The organism is Roseiconus nitratireducens, from assembly GCF_008629675.1.
In the GTDB taxonomy this organism is placed as follows: Bacteria; Planctomycetota; Planctomycetia; order Pirellulales; family Pirellulaceae; genus Stieleria; species Stieleria nitratireducens.
In genome coordinates, this window is record NZ_VWOX01000005.1 from 321002 (window position 1) to 340960 (window position 19959).

Here is a 19959-nt window from a genome sequence, read left to right on the forward strand (position 1 = left end):
GGTTGGTTTTAGGTTAGGCCGGCGATAGAATTCAGGTGCACCGGCGATGGCGATTCTTCCCCGTCTTAACCGCCCCACCGAGTCCCCATTTTCCGCGCCCAGGATGGCTTGCCCCATCGCCAACCGGATCGTTTATGAAGTGCCAATTCTGCGAGAAACCGGCCACCTTTCACATCACCGAGCTGACCGAACCGGCCGGCCCGCAGGTCATGCACCTGTGTGAAGAACACGCGAAAGGATTCCTGCAGAAGGGCGCCACACCGCCGGTTTCGGCGATCGCCGGGGCCCTGGCCAAACAGATCGGACAGGTGGGCGACGATCTGGAAGAACTTGATCAAAAGGAGTGTCCGGTCTGCGGGATCAGTTTCTTCGAATTTCGCAACAGCGGCCGACTGGGTTGCCCGTACGACTACACGCACTTTGAATCCGATTTGCGGCCCCTGCTGGTCAACGTTCACGACAAAACCAAGCACGTCGGCAAACGACCGACCCGCTCAGCCGGCACCGCTGACTCGTTCGCACGGATGATCGGATTGCGGCGGGAAATGGAGGAAGCGATCGAACGCGAAGATTACGAGCGGGCCTCGGAGATTCGTGACGAACTGAAGGCGATGGAAGATCCGATCAGAACGCCCCCCAGTGATCCGGATGAAACCACGTGAAACGCGACGCTGACTTTGACGAACTGGCACGATACCCCGGCGAGTGGATGCGTGGCGAAGGTCCCGAATCGGACATCGTCATCAGCACGCGGATCCGGTTGGCTCGTAACCTGGCCGATTTCCCGTTCATCCGGCGATGCAGCGATGAAGATCGTTTGAGCATCGAACGCACCGTTCGCGCCAGGATGGACAGCCTGACCGACCAACGCTGGAAGTCCGCCCACTACGTCGACCTGGAACCGCTCTCGGAAATCGACCGCCAATTGCTGGTCGAACGCCAGTTGATCAGCCGCGAAATCGCCGAATCGGATGGCTCACGCGCCGTCGCCTTCGACGTCACCGAGGGCTACAGCGTGATGATCAACGAAGAGGACCACCTGCGGATCCAGGTCATGAAGAGCGGATTGGACGTCCAAAACGCTTGGGAGCAGGTCAATCGAATCGATGACATGCTGGAGGAGGTCATCCTTTACGCTTTCCATCCCCGCTACGGCTACCTGACGGCATGCCCGACCAACGTCGGCACCGGCCTTCGCGTCAGCGTGATGCTGCACCTTCCCGCTCTGGTGATCACCGAACAGATGGACCGCGTGTTTCGCAGCATGCAACGCATCAACGTCACCGTCCGCGGACTGTACGGGGAAGGCTCACAATACACCGGCGATTTCTATCAGGTCAGCAATCAGGTCACCCTCGGATACACGGAAGCCGAACTGCTGGCGCTGGTGGGCGAAGAAGTGGCGCCGCGGATCATTGAGTACGAACGCAAAGCTCGCGCGGCGTTGCTGAAAAACAATCGAGACGACTTGCACGACGAAGTCAGCCGTGCGATGGGCATCTTGAGCACTGCTCGCAAGATCAGCAGCGAAGAAACCATGCACCATCTCTCCAAAATCCGTCTCGGAATCAGCCTGGGTTTGATCAGCGAATTGGACGTCAAGGTCGTCAACCAATTGTTCCTGCAATCGCAGTCGGCGCACCTGCAGAAGCTGCAAGGACGGGTCCTGGGAACCGCCGAACGCCACGCCCGGCGAGCCAGCTTCCTGCAGCATCACCTGGCCGGAAAGGACGACCCAACCTGGAACTAGCCGGGGTCATCGGGGCAACGTTGTCTCGCTTCGAGGTAGCTACCGTCGCTAGGCGTTGGCAAAGCACTGTGGCCGGCTTGCGCCGACCACGCTCTGGCGAGCGTGGCTACCTGAAAGCTCCGCCCAAAAACCCGATCACAAGCAATTGAAGCTCGCTTCGACGTAGCTACCGTCGCCAGACGGTGGCAAAGCACCCTGGCCGGCTTGCGCCGTCCACGCTCTGGCGAGCGTGGCTACGTGAAAGCTCCGCCCGAAAAATCGAAGACAAGCAATTGGCGCAAACTTCGAGGTAGCTACCGTCGCCAGACGGTGGCAAGGCACCCTGGCCGGCGCCGTCCACGCTCTGGCGAGCGTGGCTACGTGGTGCTGCCCTTAGATTCGACGTGAAACGACTGCGATTCTTTCCCGGGCCGCCATCGCGCACCAACCGGCGTCGACTAAATTGAAGTGTCCCGCAGTGGTCCCTCGACGCCAAACGGCCCGCCTCTCCCCTGCCTGCTCACCGCGACTTGCCCCCGCCGATCGTGCCGATTTCCTCCTTCCCCACCAAGGCATCATGAGTCGATTTTCGATTTGTTTCCTGTTGCTGTTCACCGGAACGGCGTTTGCCCAGCCGCCCGCATCGCCGACGAACCAGCCGACACCGCCCGGCGGCACGGCGGCTGACCGCCCCAACATTGTGATCGTCCTGGTCGACGACATGGGCTTTTCGGATATCGGGTGCTATGGAGGCGAGATCGACACGCCCAACTTGGATCAATTGGCTGCCGGCGGTCTGCGTTTCACGCAGTTTTGTAATTCCGGTCGATGTTGCCCGACGCGTGCCAGCTTGATGACAGGTTTGCACCCTCATCAAGTCGGAATCGGACACATGACGGCGCCCCCCGGAAAGCCGCTCGGATTTGAGGGTCCGTACCAGGGTTATCTGAACGACCGGTGCGCGACCCTGGCCCAGGTGCTCGGCTCGGCGGGATACCACACCTTAATGACCGGCAAATGGCACCTGGGTGCGGACCGCAAAGAATGCTGGCCATTGCAACGCGGATTCGATCGCTACTTCGGAGGGCTCAGCGGCGCCTTCAATTATTTCCACCCCGAAGGCGATCGCGGACTGACCGAAGGCAACCAACCGGTCGAACCGGACGAGGACTTTTACGCCACCGACACATTGACCGATTACGCCATTCGCTACATCGATCAGGCAACCGCCGCGGACGACGAGCCGTTCTTTTTGTACCTGGCCTACAATGCACCGCACTGGCCATTGAATTCGAAGATCAAAGAGTTCGAGAAATACCGCGGCCAATACCGCGACGGCTGGGAAGCCCTGATGCAGACTCGCAAAGAGAAACAGGACAAGATCGGGTTGTTCGAACAACCGGTCGAATACGCCCCGCATGTGGGGCCGAAATGGGATTCACTTCCCGAGAAACGCCGCGACGATCTGGATGCCATCATGGCCGCCTACGCCGGCTGCATCGATTCCATCGACCAGAATATCGGCAAGCTGACCAACCACCTGCAAGCCAACGGCCAATTGGACAACACGCTGATGTTCTTTCTCAGCGACAACGGAGCCTGCCAGGAAGGCGGAAACTTTGGCCGCGGCAGCGAAGCAATGGTTCGCAATCCTCCCGGCGGGACCGCCGGCGTTCGGCTCGGTTTGTGCTGGGCCAATGCCTGCAACGTGCCCTTCCGCAAATACAAACACTTCGTCCACGAAGGTGGCATGTGCACGCCGATGATTGCTCATTGGCCGGCCGGGATCGCACCCGAGCGACGTGGCAGTTTTGTGCGACAACTCGCCTACCTCCCCGATTTCATGGCCACCTGCATTGAGCTTTCCGGCGGCAAATATCCGCAAGACCTTCCGGACCCTGCCGGCCGTTCGCTGTTGCCGCTCCTGCAGGGCAGCTCCGAGCCGATTCACACCGATCCTGTGTTCTGGGAACACGAGGGCAACGCCGCGGTCCGCTGGGGCAAGTGGAAGCTGGTCCGAGAATACCAACAGCCCTGGGAACTCTACGACATCCAAACCGACCGCAGCGAGCTAAATGACCTCGCGCAGCAACACCCCGAAAAAGTCAAACAGCTCGATCACCTCTGGCGAACTTGGGCAACCGAAACCGGCGTCAAGTTCCCCGAGCGTTTCAACATGTATGAGTATTTGAATCAGAAGGCCAAAGAGTCCCAGAAGAATTAGCGGGACCGTGTTGCTTTGGAGTAGTCATGCTCGCCAGTGCGTGAAAGATGCCTCTCAGCCACCGTCTCGCGGCGGCGGCAATATGGGGGCGGGTATCCGCAAAGCTCACGGCAACTTTCGCGGAGCGAAAGCCGACAATGCGGACTGGAGATGTCGAAAGATCAGCTGGACAGCGGCACTTCGGGTGAGCTGCGTGGCGCTCATGGCACTGCAAATGCTGTCCAGTTAGGCACCAATGCTGGTGATCCAGACGAGCAGACCGATGATGACGACGCAGATGACAACCGACACGACAAACCCAATCACGTCTTTGGCGGATGGCCAATAGAATTCCAAATCTGACCCGGGAAAGATTTTGCGTTGGAACGTTGCGACCGGCTTTTCATAGGCATGCCGCACGGCCTGACGATCCTGCTCCGGATCTGCCAGCACGGGCGTTCGCATCTTGGCATAGTACCGTTTCAACGTCTCCTCACTGCCTCGCGGTGTGATCCAGCTGAGCAGGATGAACACCAGGAACGGCGTGAACAGTCTGGCAGGCAGGCGGAGCGTTTCCAACGAAGCCTTGGTCGCCCAGGACAGGTCGAAGCCAAGGGCCGAGTAGAGGACGAAATCGATGTTCAATGATCCCTGCCCGACTTTTGCTCCAAGCAAACGTTCATAGCGTGTTTCGGTGTTGCCCTTCGCCTCCGTCCGCACCAATGCCCGCCGGGGCTCTCCCTCGGTCGCAACGCCACCGCGCCAGAAGATGGATTCACCCCCGGTGGTTCGGGTGATCACGATCGGCTCGCCGACAACGGCTTCCGGAGGTGACGGCCCGAAACGAGTTTGAGCATCTTCGGCGCCCGACTCCTCCGCCTCCGCGACCGCATCCAGCCAGGCTTGGCGGCGTGCGACGTCGGATTCCGTCGCCTCCCGACGAATCTGCGTGGTCACCAGTTGGGTGGTCGCCGAAAGTGCCGGGTTGGTCCGCAGCGAGGGAATCACGGCCGGCAACAGCGGCGGCAGAATGAAGAAAACAACTAACGAGAACAGCATGGTGCCCCAAACCGCGGTGCGGTTCGCACGCCGCCAATACATCCCAACCCAGAACGGGGCCGCAAACAGGATCGGCAGTTCGAGCGCCATCTTGAACTGGCCGAACACGTCAGCATACCGCAACGCAATGACAGTGGCTCCCACGATGATCACCAGCCCCGTCATCCGCCCGACGCGCACGTAGGTCTTTTCGTCGGCTGCCGGATTGATGTAGGGAGCGTACAGGTTGCGAACGACCAGAGCCGACGTGACGATCATGTACGTGTCGGCCGAACTCATCAGCGCGGCCAACAGACAGGCCAGCATCAGCCCCACCAGGCCCAGGTTCAACGGACCCAAGATTTCTCGCGAGGCAGCGCCCCAGACACGATCCGGGTCCGCCGCAATCTCGGGGCTGCCGGCCAGTAGCGCCAAAGCAATCAAACCGGTCAGCGCCCAACCCACGGTGCACAACCGTTTCAGAAAGTTGCCGGTCACCAATCCGATCCGCGCCTCGTCCTCCGTCTTGGCCGATCCACCCCCGGTGGCAATGAAGTGGGGTTGGACGACGATTCCGACCATCCCCAACAGAGACAGAGAGAGGATGTAGTGGATCGGGAACTCACCGCTGCTGGGCCCGGAGAACAAAAAGAAGTAGTCGTCCGGAATCCTCTGATGCATGATGCGAAACCCGTCCATCCAACTCTGCTGGTCGGCGGTGCCGAATTGCTCCACCAACGCCCACAAGCCGAAGGGAATCAACAGCAGCGAAAGCAACATGATGAAGAAACCCTGGATCAGGTCGGTCCAGTAGGCAGCCGTCAGTCCGCCCAAGACGCCGTACAGGATGACGACCCCGCCGATCAGCGGCACCAACACGTATTGCAGCTCCCAACCGAACAGGGAATCGACGCCCATCAGTGGGACCGCAAACTTTGCGACGGCGGAAAACATGGTCGACAGGTAGGCCATGTAAAACGAGATCGCGAACAACGTGTACGCCGCCCCCAGTGCCGGGGACTCATACCGCTCCACAAACCAGTCTCCCAGCGTCATGTGCCGCATGCGGCGATACCAAACCGCCGTGATCCAATAAATCGGAGTCACAAACAGCCACATCAATGCCGACCAGGCGCCACTCAGACCGCTGGTCCAAACCGTGCGCCCGACCTGGATCGGCTCCTGCGACCCGGTACCGGCCCCAAACGCGGCGAACGTCTGCAACAACTTCCCGAAGCCTCGCCCGCCCAGAAAGTAATCTTCCTGGTCTTTGACGCGACGCATGGCCCACAGGCCGATCCCGATCATGACGATGAAGTAAGTGACCAGAACGGCGTAGTCGATCCACTGCATGTTGAAGACCGTGGTGCGGGAGGCGGGGGACGGGCAGGCGGGGGACAATGGCGGGAAGCGAAACGTCGGCGAAGGATCCGCACGCGGGCGGCGATTACGGGTCCGAAGGATTCTCTCCCGCCGCGTCGCCGCTCGGCGGACGGTCTTGCTCCGACGTCTCTCCCAGCTCCAAGACTTTGTCTCCATCGGTGAGCGCCGTCGGGCAGACGTCTTGTTCGCCGCATTGGCGGCAAACAATTCGAACCATGTCCGTGCTGGCGATTTTCAAGTCGTGCTCTTCGCAAAGCTGATACAGTTCTTTCAAATGGTCGCAGGGCATATTCGGGCCTCCGTATCGTGTCAGTCGAAGCAACTGCGCTCCGTCGTTCGCGGGATCGCCGGGACGATGGGTTGCCGGGTTGCTGAACACCAGACGTGCTCTGGCGCACGACGGCAACCGCCATCGCGATGGACAGTTCACGTCCACCACAGGACGCGACTTCCATCAACACCGACGCCCCAGCGAGCGACATTATCATAACGCCAGAGAACTGGGCACGGTTCCAGTCGTCTGACGTTTCATCTCGCGTTCCTTCCAACCGCCCAACGGTGGTCAACCATCCGTTTACAATTGGCCGGAACCTCTGAACCGGACGATTCCCCGAAGTCCGATTCACCCCAATCGACACCAGCCTCCGCAGAACCATGAAGCCTTCACTTGTCAGCGCACTCTGCCTCGCCTTGTCGGTGGGTTTGTTGGCATCGTCCGGATGGTGCCAATCGCCGGATGCGGGCTCCGCAACGGTTCCCTCTTCAGAATCCGACTCAAATCTTTACGAAGCGTCAAAGTCGCCGCTTCTGTATCGCGCAAACCTGAAAGTCGATCTGGGAGATCCCCAGCAGAACGTCGACCAATCCCGGGTGTTCGCCTATCAGGTTGAACAGACCGATCCGGAAACGCTGCAAATCAGCTGCGAAGGTTCGACGCTGCCGAATAAGAATTCCCGATCCCTGGGTTACCTGCACCGCGACGAGTTCTTCCGGATCGGTCCCCTGCAGTTGCCGATCAGACGAATGGCGCGCTCGACCATCACGGCAAATGGCAAGACGATCAAGGCACCTTATTCCTCCTGGCTGTGCGGGCTGCCGATTGATCTCGGTCGGATCCCGTTTCCCGAACTCCGCACCCAGACGCGCTGGAAAGTGCAGATGCCGGTGACCGTTGGATACCGAATTCAGTACGCGAACTTTCTTCAGATCATCCCGGTGTCCACGACGGAACAACCCAATCGGAATCCGTACGGCCGGCCCGGCGCCGAACAATCGCCCGAATCGGTCGTCATGGCAAACGTCGATTATCGCAGGGTGGAGTCCAATGACCGCACCTGGATATTTGAATCCGATTGGTCGATCGACGCCCACCAGTTCGATCCTTCGGTGGACGTGCAGGGCGAAGGAAAGATCACTTATTCGCCGCGGGAGCGATCCGTCGACTCACTTTCCTATTCTTTTCGGATCACGGTCAGCAAACCCAACCGAACGATGACGGTTCCGATCCGGTTCAGCCTGGAACGATTGACCGGTGATGATCTGACCGCCTACCAAGAGTCCCGCCAGGCGGCCATCGACCGAGCCAACAAGCTGAAGAAAGAACGTCAGGCGATGGAGAATCAATTGCCCGACTTGGATGAGCGAGAAGCCATTTTGGAAACCTTCCGGAATGGCACCCGCGAACAACAGGACCTGCTGGCAACGAAATTGCGAAACGACGACGGGGATCCCGATCCCGAACTCGCCTGGGCCATCTATGAATCGCTGCTGCAGACCTACAATCCTTCCTACACCGGTGTCCAGCTGGTCAAACAGCTTGACCCGGACCTGGAAAAAAGTGTCACGGTGCTGGAAAAGTACAGAAGCAGCTTTGACATTTCGCTGACCGGCGACCGCATCGCACCCGACCAGCCGCTGCAGCGACAGCAATTGATTTGCTACCCAAAATACAGCCGCTGGAGCGTGGCCAATTTCTATGGGTCGGTCGATGAAATCCTGGTCTTGATCACCAGGGAACGCGACCCCAAATACATTGCCGTCAAACGTGAGGACTGCCGCCTACCGATTGACGCCTTTCGTGATCCGGCGCTGTTGGACATCGCCTCCGACGCGGGCGAATCAACGGGAGACAACTGACCCGTTGGCAAAAGAGCGGCGAAAAATCACCCGGCGGTGACCACCTATCAGGCGAACATCGCGGCCGCTTCCTTCAAACCGTCTTCGATCTCGCCCAAAGGCCAGTATTCCAAACCGACATACCCCCGGTAGTCCGTCTGGCGGATCGCATCGATGATCTGGGGGTAATGAAGTTCGCCGCGCGTCAATTCGTTTCGTCCCGGATTTCCGGCCGCATGAAAATGCCCAATCCGGGCAATGTTCTCCGTCGCGTTGCGGACCACGTTGCCTTCACTGATCTGCTGGTGATAAATATCGAAGACCACCTTGACCCGTTCGCTACCGACCTGGTCGATGATCTCGAACGCTTCCTGGCTGCGAACGAGATAATAGCCGACATGGTCGATTAACTCGTTCAGCGGTTCGATCACCAGCGTCACGCCGGCCTGCTCCAGCAGCGGCGCTGCCTGCCGCAGTCCCTCGACAAGACAGTCATGCTGCTCTTGGCGGTCGATCCCCGGCCGGAAGTCCCCGACCTGTGAAATCAATGTCGGGCACTTCAATCGTTTTGCCGCTTCGATGGATTCCCCCAGGCCTTCCAGGTACGCATTTCGCAGAGAGGGATCAGTCAGGCTGACAAAACGCGTGCAACAGGCCGCGATGCGCATGGAGTTTCGCGCCGCCGCATCCTCCAGTTCGGCAAGGTCCTTGTCCCACCATCCCCAGAACTCAAACGCACCGATCCCACAACGGGCGACCCGATCGATCGCCTCCACCACGGGAACTCCTTCAAAAACCGCATCGATGCACACCGATGGTTGAACATTCTGACTCATGACATGACTGACGCGACGGCGTCACAAAGCGTTTGCATTCGGGATTCACTCATGCCGGCAACGTTGATCCGGCCACTGCCGACGATATAGATGCTGTGCCGACTCTTCAACTCGTCAACCTGCATTGGGGTGAGCCCGCTGAAGGAGAACATGCCCTTTTGCCGCAATAGGAACGAAAAGTCGTAACCCTTGCCGGTTGATTCCATGGTCTGGACGAAGCTTTCCCGCAATGCGGTGATCCGGGTCCGCATCGCCTCCAATTCTTCTTTCCACAAGGCGGTCAATGATTCGTCGGCCAGAATCGTGGCGACGATCGCGCCGCCATGTCGCGGCGGATTGCTGTAGTTGGTCCGAACGATGCGTTTGAGTTGGCTGCGCGCCGCCTCACACTCGCCCGCATCCGCCGCGACCAGTGAAATCGCGCCGACACGTTCGCTGTACAGACCGAAGTTTTTGGAGAACGAAGTGCACACGATGGCTTCGTCGACTTGTTCAAGCACCGTTCGCAGTCCCACGGCGTCCTGCTCCAAGCCGTCCCCAAAACCCTGGTAGGCGAAATCAATCAATGGCAGCAGTTGCTTGTCCGCGATCACCTTGGCGATCTGCTTCCAATCATCCTCGCTGGGATCGATCCCCGTCGGATTGTGGCAGCACCCGTGCAGCAGCACCGCATCCCCTGTCGCCGCGTTCTCACGCAGATCTTCCAACATGCCCGGCAGATCCAGCGAAGTCCGATCGGCGCCCAGGTAGCGATAAGTCGACGTGGGAAGTTCCGCGGCGGAAAAGATCGCCGGATGGTTGGCCCAAGTCGGTGTTGGAATCCAAATCCGCAAGTCGGGTAGTTGGGTGCGCATGAAGTCGGCAGCCACGCGGAGCGCGCCGGTCCCCCCGGGCGCCTGCAGCACGGCCACCCGTTCACCCGCGATCGCATCGCCAAACACCATCCGGCGCACGTCCTCACGGTATTCCACCATCCCATCGATCGACAGATATCCCTTGCTCGTTTCGCTATCGATCAGGCGTTTTTCCGCCTCCTTGACCGATTTCAGCACCGGAGTCTTCCCGGATTCGTCTTTGTAGACGCCAACCGAAAGGTTCATTTTGTCCGGATTCGGGTCGGCATTGAAAGCTTCGGTCAGCCCCAAAATCGAGTCCGGCGGGGCGGTTTGAACGACGGAAAAACGGTGGGTCATGGTCTGTCGGGTTGCAACCTGGTGGTTCAAAAGGCACGGATCATTTTCCGGTGGCTTGCGCCGGCCGAATCGTAGTGGATCAACGTCGGGTCGGCTATCCTCTTGCCTTGACACCGCATCGCTTCCCCAACCCCCAGAATCGCCCCATGCATGACCGCAGAACCCTTCTGGCGACCGCCCTGCTGACAGGTGCAACGTCTCTGCTCCCGCGCCAATCCCGAGCCCAAAATCCAATTGAAAACCGGTTTTCACTCGGCTACGCACCTCATCCGGGCATGTTCAAACATTCCGCCGGGGATGACATCCTGGATCAAATCCGGTTCTGCGCCGACCAGGGATTCACGGCGTTTGAATACAACGGGCTGCCCGGAGAATCGCCGGAGATGCAGGAAAAGATCGGAAAACTTCTCAGCGATCTGGGAATGCAAATGGGCGTCTTCGTCGCCTACGCCAGCTTCGACAAGCCGGTTTTTGCCCGTCCGAGCGACGACACCACCGCCGAGATCCTGGCGGCCATGAAGGAGGCCGTCACCGTCGCACAGCGTGTGGGTGCGAAATGGTTCACCGTCGTTCCTGGCAGCGTCGACCAGCAGCATGCCGACGGCCAGTGGAACCGGTACGGCGGCCGACGATTGGCCAGCGGTTATCAAACCGCCAATGTGATCGACATGCTCCGCCGCTGCGTCGATGTCATCGAACCACACGATCTGGTCATGGTTCTGGAGCCGTTGAATTGGTACGCCAATCACGGTGGCGTGTTTCTGCAGCAAAGCGACCAGGCCTACGCCATTTGTCGAGCCGTCGACAGCCCCGCCTGCAAGATCCTGTTTGACATCTATCACCAGCAGATCACCGAAGGCAATCTGATCGAAAATATCGATGCCTGCTGGAGCGAGATCGGGTATTTCCAGACCGGCGATAACCCCGGACGGAAAGAACCCTACACGGGCGAGATCAACTATCGAAATGTGTTCGATCACCTGCGTCAAAAAGGATTCCAGGGAGTGATCGGAATGGAACACGGCAACAGCCAGAAGGGCGTCGAGGGCGAGAAGAAAGTGATCGAAGCTTACCGCCGTGCCGACGCCGACGCTCGGTAGGTCCTGCCCCCAGCGGCAACGCCACCCGTTGCCGCACCAAGCGAACTCTTGTCGGGGCATGCCAAAGCCCCGTTTCTCAATGCGGCGTCCGGAATCGACGCAATTCTTTTCAGAACTTTTCCGGACACCGCAATTCTTTCGAGGTGTTTCACGACATCCGCGTTACTTGATCGCGACGGACTTGAATCAAAACGTTTGATTCGGACGTTTTTACAACGTCGATGGAAAACTTTTCCGTCCCGTTTGCGCTCGCCGTTCCCGCAACGGACGCCTTCCAATTGATTTCACACCGTGTTTTCTGCGGTCGGCGAAACATCGTCCGTGAGAAAACCATCATTGGTCCGGTCGATGCTTCCTGATCGCTTTCGCGTCGGTTGTTCGCGGAATCCTTCCCGAATGCGACGTGAATCGTCTCGGTACTCGTGGTGCTCGCAACGGCGGGCAACGATCCGGGGAATCACACCTGATACGAAGGAACAAGGGTATGAAACGTCTGAAGCTTCAAGCGCTGGAAAGTCGTCGACTGTTGGCCGGGGACATCGGCATGGTCGAATCCACCGTGCACATCGAGGGCACCACCGGCAACGACATTGCCGAGGTTTACACGGTCGAAAACGAAGTCGTCGTCAAGCTGGAGTCACGTGACAGCGACAACCAGGTCGTCGACACCATGGAAAAGCGTTTTGACGCCGACCTGGTCGACGGCATCATTTTCGAAGCGTTCGCCGGCGACGACTTGCTGGTCAATGAAACCTCGCTGGATTCCATCATGCGTGCCGGCGGCGGCAATGACGTCGTGATGGGCGGAGCGGGAAATGACATTCTGGTCGCCGGCCCCGGCGCCGATGTGGTTCTGGGCGGTGGCGGAAACGACGTGATCCTGGGTGGCCCGGGCGACAACGTGATCATCGAATCGCCAAGCGATAGCGGTCCTGACACGTCCGCTGAACAACCAACTGACGACGAGACCGAATCTCCGTCTGCTGCGGACGAAGTAAACCTCGATCAGGAAGGCGACAGCGAATCCGGCGACGGTGACGTAACCGACGCCGCCGATCAATCGGATGCGGCGGCTGAAGATCAATCCGCCGGCGAGAACGCTGAAGACTCGGCCGTGGTCTCCGCGGGCGATTCGACGGATTCGGCCGACGACGATCATGATGCCCCCGACCACTGTGGCGGTCTGCTGAACGCGGAGGATGAAACCGACACGACTCAGCCGGCCGACACCGCTGACGCCACCGACGACGATGCTCCTGAGATGACGGAGGTGACCGAACCCATCCAGGACGACAGCGATATCGATGCGGGCGAGCCGACCGATGCGATGATCGACAGCAGCGGCGAAGGCAGCGACACCGCTTCGGAAGACGCCGTGGACAGTCCGGAAGCATCAGAAAGTGATGCCGATCCTGCGCTCCAGGCTGATGCTGAAACGCAACCCGTCAGCGAAACCGAGCCCACCGATGCGGTTGTTGAGCCGAGCGACGAACTCGACGCAGCGGGTGATGCCGACGCGACGAACTCGCAAGAGGGACTGGAGGAAGGAACGGCTCCGGCTGGCGACGACTTGATCGACCCAATCAGCGAAACGAATGTCGACGCAGCGTCCGACGAGGGTTCGAGCAGCGAAGAGGTGCCGGAGCAGACCGTTGACACATCCTTGCCGGAAGCGACCGGTGAGGACGCTCCCGCCGACATGCAACCGACCGATGTCCCGACCGATGTCCCGACCGATGTCCCGACCGACGTCCCGACCGACGTCCCGACCGACGTCCCGACCGAAGTGATGGAATCCGAAGTCAGCGAGGAAGCAACAGGCGAATCCGCCGACGATCAATCGACCGCATCGGAATTGGACATCGAATCGCCGCTGGAGACCACCGGCCAGGGTTCCGAGGTTGTCCAGGAAGTCACCTCCGATTCGCTGGAAACTCCCGTCGCGGCGACGGATTCCGATCCGGTCGCTGATTCGACTTCCGGCGAGGTGATCAACGATGACGCCGATACAATCGACGGCTCGCAGGCGGACGAGAACATGCCCACCGACGCCACGGATTCGCAGCCGGTCGCGGACTCCGCCGAGGAAACCGAGCCGGAGTCCGACAACGACGTGATCTTTGGCGGCTCGGGTGACGACTGGATCTTCGGCGAAAGCGGCGACGACTTGGTGTTCGGTGGCGATTCGCCGCTGGACGCGAACCTGCTATCGGACCTGCTTCGCGGTCGCTTGGGCTGAAGCAGGCGGTGATCCGCAACGGCGCGGGCAGGGATGCCTGTTACGCCGGATCATAGGCGCCGCTCCCCAATCCCGGTCCGCGAGGGATGAAGTGGCACATCAAGATACCCAGGAAATACAGGATCATCAGCGGAACCGCCAAGGCGATCATGCTGGTTACGTCGGCCGGTGTCAAAATCATCGACAGAAAGAAGATCACCAACACGGCAACCCGCCAGCTTCCGATGTACATCTCCGTTTCGATCAATCCGATGCGTTGCAGGAACAACATCACCAGCGGCAACTGAAACGCTATGCCGAATCCCAACGGAAGCAACAACACAAAATTGATGTAGTACGTCAGCCGCGGCTCAACCGCCACATCCATGCTGCCGTTAAAGGCCAACAGGAAGTTCAGGACATAGTGAAGTACCAGGAAGAAGGCCAACACGACACCCGAGACGAACAGTAACACGCTGACCGGAAGGTAGATGTAAACGTACTTGCGTTCATGCCGATGCAAACCGGCGGCCACAAACTGCCAAAGGTGATAGAACACCATCGGTGAGGACAACACCGCACCTACGATCAGTCCCGCCTTGACCCAAATCATGAAGGACTCTTCGACCTTCAGGGTGCTCAATCCTTTGTTGTCCCGAATCAATTGCACCTTCGGCTGCAAGGACTCGGGGTTGGGCAACGCTTTCAGGATCTCGGCCATCTTACGAGGCTCGACGCGCTGCGTGGCCTCGCCCGGCCCCGCCGGGTCATTCGCTTGGACCGATTGCAGATCCAAATTCTGCAGTTCCTCCGGAATCTCGTACACGACCTGCCACTTCAACGACTGTTCGGTCAGGAAGGGTCGCAGGGCTTGGACATCCGGATCGTCCAAGTCTTCGTACCCCAGCAGCGCAAGATCCCGCTGGGCGTTGAAGTCTTGAATGGCATCCTTCAGCGGCTCGGCCACGTACCGCACGACCTCGTTGGCGACGGTCAGCCCCACCGCCAAGCCGATGCCCAGCCAGATGATTGCTTTGATCAAACACTGACGAAGTTCGTCCAGGTGTTCGCCGAACGTCATCGTCGAATTGTCGAACAGATCGTCCTTGGGGCGAGAGAGCGGTTTGGAGCGAGCCAATGCGTCCACGGTGAAGGTCTATCTTTGAGGGGAGATTGGGAAAGGCGAGTGCTGTGAAGGTGAGAATTCCGACACAGCGAGCACTCCGTCGCGCGGCTGGGCAATCCGGTCCGCCCCGGGCGTCACCCGGTGAAAGATTCCAGATCATCACCTACAGTTTAAGCAAAAGGCAGCGTGCGGTCATTCGGCCCTCCGGGAGCACTCACCGTTTCACCGCGATCGGCGACGCAAGCGCTTTCAAGATCGGCACAATGGACTGAAGCCGACCACCTCGGTTTCGTCCGTGAGACCTGTTCCCGTCCGTGAGACCCCACCATCATGACGACCTTGCCACCGTATCCGCTTCGTTTTCGTCCGCTGATCAAACAGCGAATCTGGGGAGGAAACCGGCTGAGGACGCTGCTGGGAAAACCGGCAACGGAGCAGAACAGCGACGCCGAAAGCTGGGAGGTGGTCGATCACGGCGACGACCAGAGCATTGTCCAGAATGGGCCGCTGGCAGGCAAGGCATTGGCCGATCTGGTGCGTCAGCACGCCACGTGGCTGCTTGGAAAAGAGGCGACCGGTGCGGCGTTTCCTTTGCTTTTGAAGTATTTGGACTGCAACCGCGTGCTTTCCGTTCAGGTGCACCCGGACGACACCTACGCCGCCCGAATGGATCCGCCCGATCTTGGCAAAACGGAAGCCTGGTATGTGGTCGCCGCCGAACCGGACAGCTTGATCTACGCGGGACTGAAACGCGGCGTCGGACGTCAGGAGCTGGCCAAAGCCGTTGCCGAGGGTCAGACCGATTCCGTCTTGCACTCGTTTCACCCCGCTGCAGGCGACTGCGTGTTCATCCCCGCCGGGACCGTGCACGCCCTGGGTGAGGGCTTGGTGATCGCGGAAATCCAACAATCCAGCGACACCACCTTCCGCCTGTTCGATTGGAACCGCGTTGGGGACGACGGCCAACCCCGCCCGCTGCACATCGAACGCTCCCTGGACGTTTCGGATTACGTCGCCGGCCCGATCGCGCCCCGACACGCCGACCGTTCCAAGACTGGATGGCAATCCCTGGTTCGCTGCGACAAATTCGTTCTTCGGTCGCTTGAGCGGGGCGAAGCGGAAATCGCCGGGGACGACCAATTCCACTTGCTGACGTGCCCTCGCGGCGGCGCCACGCTGCGTTGGCCGTCTCAAACGCTATCGCTGCGTCGGGGAGAGTCGGTGTTGCTTCCTGCCGCGATGCCGTCCTGCAACGTCACGCTGCAAGACGGCGACTCCACGCTGCTGGCGGCCGATCCGGGCGTGACGGACAGCGTTTGAACCGCCCCGATCCATCAACACGTGCTTGCCAAGCCGATCCTCCACGCTCTGGCGAGCGTGGCTACGATGATGGCTGTCGATTCTGCAACTTGAAACCGAGGCATGGCACCGGCCACCGCGATGCCCCTTTGGGACTCAGTCCAAACATTTGTAGACACGCTCGCCAGAGCGTGACGACAGCTAATGGACGTGAGCCGAACCGTTTTTCCACGCTACGATGGTGGCAGCCCGTCCTGGACATTCAAACCGCAATCGTCTCGTCGGTGACTACTGTTGCAGTTGGTCGGTCAGAACGAATTCGCTGAACGGAACTTGGCTCTTTTTGCCATGCGGCGTCAGCACTGCCTGATAGACGCGATAGTTGATGGTATCGGTAATCGACTGCACCGAACCGTCCGCAAAACACATGTTGACCGTCCCCGGATGCGACGACGAAGGACGTGCCAGGTCAGCACAGTCGCCAAAAGCCATCTTGCGGTTTTGAACGCTCAGGTCTTCGGTTCCAGCACCGTTGATCGTGTGTTCGGGATTCACCCCCGGTGCGGAATTGAACGCTTCAGGGTCTTCGAAGTGCCACACCATCCCCGTGGTGTACTTGGCTCGCAAGAAGGCTTGCCGGATCGACACCGAGGCATTGGCCGAATAGGGGTTGTCCCATTGCAGGTCCGTGTCGGTGGCGCCGAGCACCAGATCGTCGCCGTTCAAGAAGCCGGGCCGATACCAGGAAAACGCTTGCACGTTTTCGCCAAACATCGCGGTCTGACTGGCACCGTCCTCGATGTCTTCCATCGTCATCTTCGATCCGGGGTCAAAGCCGTTTGGCGGCGTTCCCACGTAACCGATTTTGAAAAGCCCGTTGGCTTCACTTTCAGAATTGTTGAAGTCGGTCGAAGCAACCGACAGGTCGCTGTTGTCGATCTGCAGTGCGGCCCGCCCTGTGTTGGGAACGTAATTGTTCAAGCCTTGATTGCCGTTGAAGACAATGTTGCTGGGGCACTGGAAGACTGGCAAAGTCGCCCCGGCAATTGAATGCCATTGTTGGCCGGAACCGCCGAACGATCCCGAGTTCGCTTCATAGACCGGGTAGCGGTTGGTGGACCAATGATCGAAGACCGGTTGCTGGTCCAAATGGGGAAGCAACGGAACGCCGTAACCACCAATTTTCACGTGGCGAGGCACCGACGTGTTGCCGGGGATCGAGGGATCCTCGGGACTGCCGCCGCCTGCGTACACCCCATACTTGGTCGTGTAGGTCGGCAGACGACTCTTCTGGCTGTGAAAATTGTGGACGGCCAACCCGAGCTGTCGCAGGTTGTTCTTGCAGGAAGCGTTTCGCATCGCTTCCCGTGCCGCGTTGACCGCGGGCAGCAGCAATCCGACCAAGATTCCGATGATGGCGATGACCACCAACAGTTCCACCAGCGTAAAACCGACTCTTTGACGTTTCATTGATTCGCGCTCCCGACGAAAAGAAGAGAAGAGACCAGTGATCCAATGCCGGAATGTGGCGTTCAAAAACACGTCTGGTCGGCCAGTAGTTTGATATCGGCACGCGCTCGATACCGTTCACTATTATCGCCGTAAATGCCCGATAGTGCAAATGCGGTCACGGCGAAGTTTTACCGATTCCCCACCGACGGGTGGCAAAAGTGCCGGTTTGGAACCCAACGTCGGGGCTGCCAATTCGCAACATTCCGCGAGAAGGTCGTGCAGCCTTGCTTCACCCTCCCTCCGGGAGGGTCGCGGAGGAGTTTGCGACGACGCGGGGAGGGCAGGTCCGGCGCGATTGAATTTAGCGGGTTCTTGAAGACACCCTCCCCAAAGGCTCGTGCCTCGTCTTTGACCCTCCCGGAGGAAGGGTGAATTTCAGAAAAGTCAGAAAAGCACGTCTTTTCCTGGCTCGGAAAGCTGCACGACCTCCCAGCGCGAGGGTGAAAGCTGTTCTCGAGTTTTTGCAATGGTGTCAGTGCCAACGCCCGGTGCCAGGGCGAAAAGAATCCGACATGTCCCCTTCCCGCGATCGGGCCCGCAGAATTACTTTAGCCCCGCCTCGGACGGTCGCGGACGATTCCAATTGCCCAGCGATGGAGGGTGACGACGGGGACGAAGTGCCCGCCTTTCCAATCTGCGCGTCTGGCGGCCGCGGTGCCCGACGGCCAATGACCGCTGAACGGGCAACGACCGCTGAGATGCCGTGGCCATCGCTGCGATGCACCTCGTGTGGCAGATATCGGCGGAATCCCGACACCACGAGTGTTCGGTTTTGGCTTGCCCTGGTAGCCGGAAAGATCGAATTTGCAGTCGGTCCACTTCGAAGCAATCGGTCCAGTACGAAGTCAATGGCCGTCACGTCCGTCGGGCCAAGTTGGCTCGTTTGACTCGTCGGGGCAGGTCGAAGCCACCGAGCCGCGTCAACGGCCGTTTCGACCAATGACACACGCTTTGGATGCATTGCCGCCCCGCTCCAACTATTGTGTCGCGGTTACGGATTTTCGCCCCTCAGGCTTCGTTTGACGTTTCACCCCTCGTAGCCTCTCCTTCATCCTCCGCCCGCTCCGCGTGTCTCTTCTCTACCTCGACTACAACCGAACCACGCCGCTGGCACCCTCCGTGCTGGAAGCGATGCAGCCGTATTGGGCGACGCACTACATGTTGCCGGGCCAGGAGCACGCTCACGCGCACGCCGTTGGCGAAGCGTTAGAAAATGCGCGGGAGAACATTGCGGCGATGGCCGGGTGCGAATCGTTCGAAGTCGTGTTCACCAGCGGCGGGACCGAAGCAAACAATTTGGGAATCCTGGGATTGTTGGCGGCGGCCGAGCCGGGGCACGTGCTGGTCAGCGAACTGGAACACGAATCAGTCCTTGGCCCCCTGAGCGACCTGCCGGCCAAGGATTCGCGTTGGCAAATTGAAACCGTCCCCTGCGAGCCGACCGGGATGATCGATCCCGCCAAGGTCGAAGCCATGTTGCGGCCCCAAACTCGGCTGGTCTGTCTGCAGGGGGCCAACCCCATCCTGGGAACGCTGCAACCGGTGCGCGAAGTCGCCGACCGTTGCCACAACCGTGGCGTCGTGTTGCACTGCGACGCCACGCAGATGTTCGGAAAGGTCCCGGTCAACGTCAAACACCTGCGGGCCGACACCGTGGCTATCAGCGGCCACAAGTTCTATGGCCCCAAGGGCTCGGGAGCCATCTACGTCCGGCGTGGTCTGAAGCTGGACCCGATCACCTTCGGAGAACCGCGCGAAATGGGGCTGCGTCCGGGAGCGGAAAACATTCCGGGCTGCATCGGCCTGGGCACGGCGGCCAGCCTTGCCGAACGCTACTGTGTCGAGGCGAACAACCAGCTTTCCGAATTGCGCGACCGGTTCGTCGAACACCTGCGATGCCAAATGAAACGTCCGCCCCGGGTGCTCTGTGAAGAGTCTCCGCGGTTGCCCAACACCGTCGCGTTGGAACTGCCCGGCGAAGCCCGTCGCATTCACGAGACGGCACGGGAACTGGCCGTCGCGACCGCTCAATCGGCCTGTCCTCCCGACGAATTCACCCGCTCGTTGAGAGCGATTGGCTGCAGCGAATCACAAATCGGTCGAACAATGCGTGTGTCCTTGGGCTGGACGACCAGCAGGGAACAGGTGGAACGTGCGGCCGGCTTGATCGCGGAAGCATTTGACATCTGACGGGATCGTCGAGGTCC

At 59.6% G+C, this 19959-nt stretch carries 14 protein-coding genes; 8 read left to right on the plus strand and 6 right to left on the minus strand.

Features of this window, described 5'->3' with window-relative positions; translation table 11 throughout:
- Nucleotides 1–134: 134 nt before the first annotated feature.
- The 3 genes from FYK55_RS11380 to FYK55_RS11390 all read left to right on the plus strand — a co-directional run bounded on the left by FYK55_RS11380 (nucleotide 135) and on the right by FYK55_RS11390 (nucleotide 3953).
- Nucleotides 135–662 (plus strand): UvrB/UvrC motif-containing protein, encoded by a 528-nt coding sequence (locus FYK55_RS11380; RefSeq protein WP_150076520.1) that lies wholly within the window; start codon nucleotides 135–137, stop codon nucleotides 660–662.
- Nucleotides 659–1750, plus strand: coding sequence for a protein arginine kinase (locus FYK55_RS11385; RefSeq protein WP_235908616.1), 1092 nt, complete (start codon nucleotides 659–661; stop codon nucleotides 1748–1750). Before FYK55_RS11380 ends, FYK55_RS11385 begins: the two co-directional genes overlap by 4 nt.
- A 556-nt stretch (nucleotides 1751–2306) precedes the next feature.
- Entirely contained in the window at nucleotides 2307–3953 is a 1647-nt protein-coding gene (locus FYK55_RS11390) for an arylsulfatase (RefSeq protein ID WP_150076521.1), read from the plus strand.
- Nucleotides 3954–4178: 225 nt separating this feature from the next.
- Here the strand turns inward: FYK55_RS11390 and FYK55_RS11395 are convergent, their stop codons facing one another.
- Nucleotides 4179–6323: a sodium:solute symporter family protein gene (locus FYK55_RS11395; protein ID WP_161604443.1), complete on the minus strand. Its 2145-nt coding sequence runs from the start codon at nucleotides 6321–6323 to the stop codon at nucleotides 4179–4181.
- 94 nt (nucleotides 6324–6417) lie between these two features.
- Entirely contained in the window at nucleotides 6418–6675 is a 258-nt protein-coding gene (locus FYK55_RS28995; RefSeq protein ID WP_161604444.1) for a hypothetical protein, read from the minus strand.
- A gap of 332 nt (nucleotides 6676–7007) precedes the next feature.
- On the opposite strand from FYK55_RS28995, the gene FYK55_RS11400 reads away from it, so the two are divergent.
- Complete coding sequence (locus FYK55_RS11400; protein ID WP_150076523.1) at nucleotides 7008–8489, plus strand: hypothetical protein; 1482 nt, start codon at nucleotides 7008–7010, stop codon at nucleotides 8487–8489.
- 47 nt (nucleotides 8490–8536) lie between these two features.
- Here the strand turns inward: FYK55_RS11400 and FYK55_RS11405 are convergent, their stop codons facing one another.
- Both FYK55_RS11405 and FYK55_RS11410 read right to left on the minus strand, forming a co-directional pair.
- A complete protein-coding gene (locus FYK55_RS11405) occupies nucleotides 8537–9304 on the minus strand; it encodes a hydroxypyruvate isomerase family protein (RefSeq protein WP_150076524.1) in 768 nt (255 codons plus the stop codon).
- The gene (locus tag FYK55_RS11410; RefSeq protein ID WP_150076525.1) at nucleotides 9301–10497 is read right to left on the minus strand and encodes an amino acid aminotransferase; all 1197 of its coding nucleotides are present in this window, start codon (nucleotides 10495–10497) and stop codon (nucleotides 9301–9303) included. The genes FYK55_RS11405 and FYK55_RS11410 overlap by 4 nt, the downstream gene beginning before the upstream one ends.
- 275 nt (nucleotides 10498–10772) lie before the next feature.
- On the opposite strand from FYK55_RS11410, the gene FYK55_RS11415 reads away from it, so the two are divergent.
- A complete protein-coding gene (locus FYK55_RS11415; RefSeq protein ID WP_201743688.1) occupies nucleotides 10773–11597 on the plus strand; it encodes a hydroxypyruvate isomerase family protein in 825 nt (274 codons plus the stop codon).
- Between the two features lie 484 nt (nucleotides 11598–12081).
- Nucleotides 12082–13836 (plus strand): hypothetical protein, encoded by a 1755-nt coding sequence (locus tag FYK55_RS11420; RefSeq protein ID WP_150076527.1) that lies wholly within the window; start codon nucleotides 12082–12084, stop codon nucleotides 13834–13836.
- Between the two features lie 40 nt (nucleotides 13837–13876).
- On the opposite strand, the gene tatC is transcribed toward FYK55_RS11420, so the two are convergent.
- Complete coding sequence (gene tatC / locus FYK55_RS11425) at nucleotides 13877–14896, minus strand: twin-arginine translocase subunit TatC (protein ID WP_150076663.1); 1020 nt, start codon at nucleotides 14894–14896, stop codon at nucleotides 13877–13879.
- A 375-nt stretch (nucleotides 14897–15271) separates the two neighbouring features.
- On the opposite strand from tatC, the gene FYK55_RS11430 reads away from it, so the two are divergent.
- Nucleotides 15272–16261, plus strand: a complete 990-nt coding sequence (locus FYK55_RS11430; RefSeq protein WP_235908617.1) for a type I phosphomannose isomerase catalytic subunit — start codon at nucleotides 15272–15274, stop codon at nucleotides 16259–16261.
- A gap of 267 nt (nucleotides 16262–16528) precedes the next feature.
- On the opposite strand, the gene FYK55_RS11435 is transcribed toward FYK55_RS11430, so the two are convergent.
- The gene (locus FYK55_RS11435) at nucleotides 16529–17710 is read right to left on the minus strand and encodes a DUF1559 domain-containing protein (protein WP_150076528.1); all 1182 of its coding nucleotides are present in this window, start codon (nucleotides 17708–17710) and stop codon (nucleotides 16529–16531) included.
- Nucleotides 17711–18820: 1110 nt separating this feature from the next.
- Between FYK55_RS11435 and FYK55_RS11440 the strand changes: the two genes are divergently transcribed.
- Entirely contained in the window at nucleotides 18821–19942 is a 1122-nt protein-coding gene (locus FYK55_RS11440) for a cysteine desulfurase family protein (protein ID WP_150076529.1), read from the plus strand.
- Nucleotides 19943–19959 lie beyond the last annotated feature (17 nt).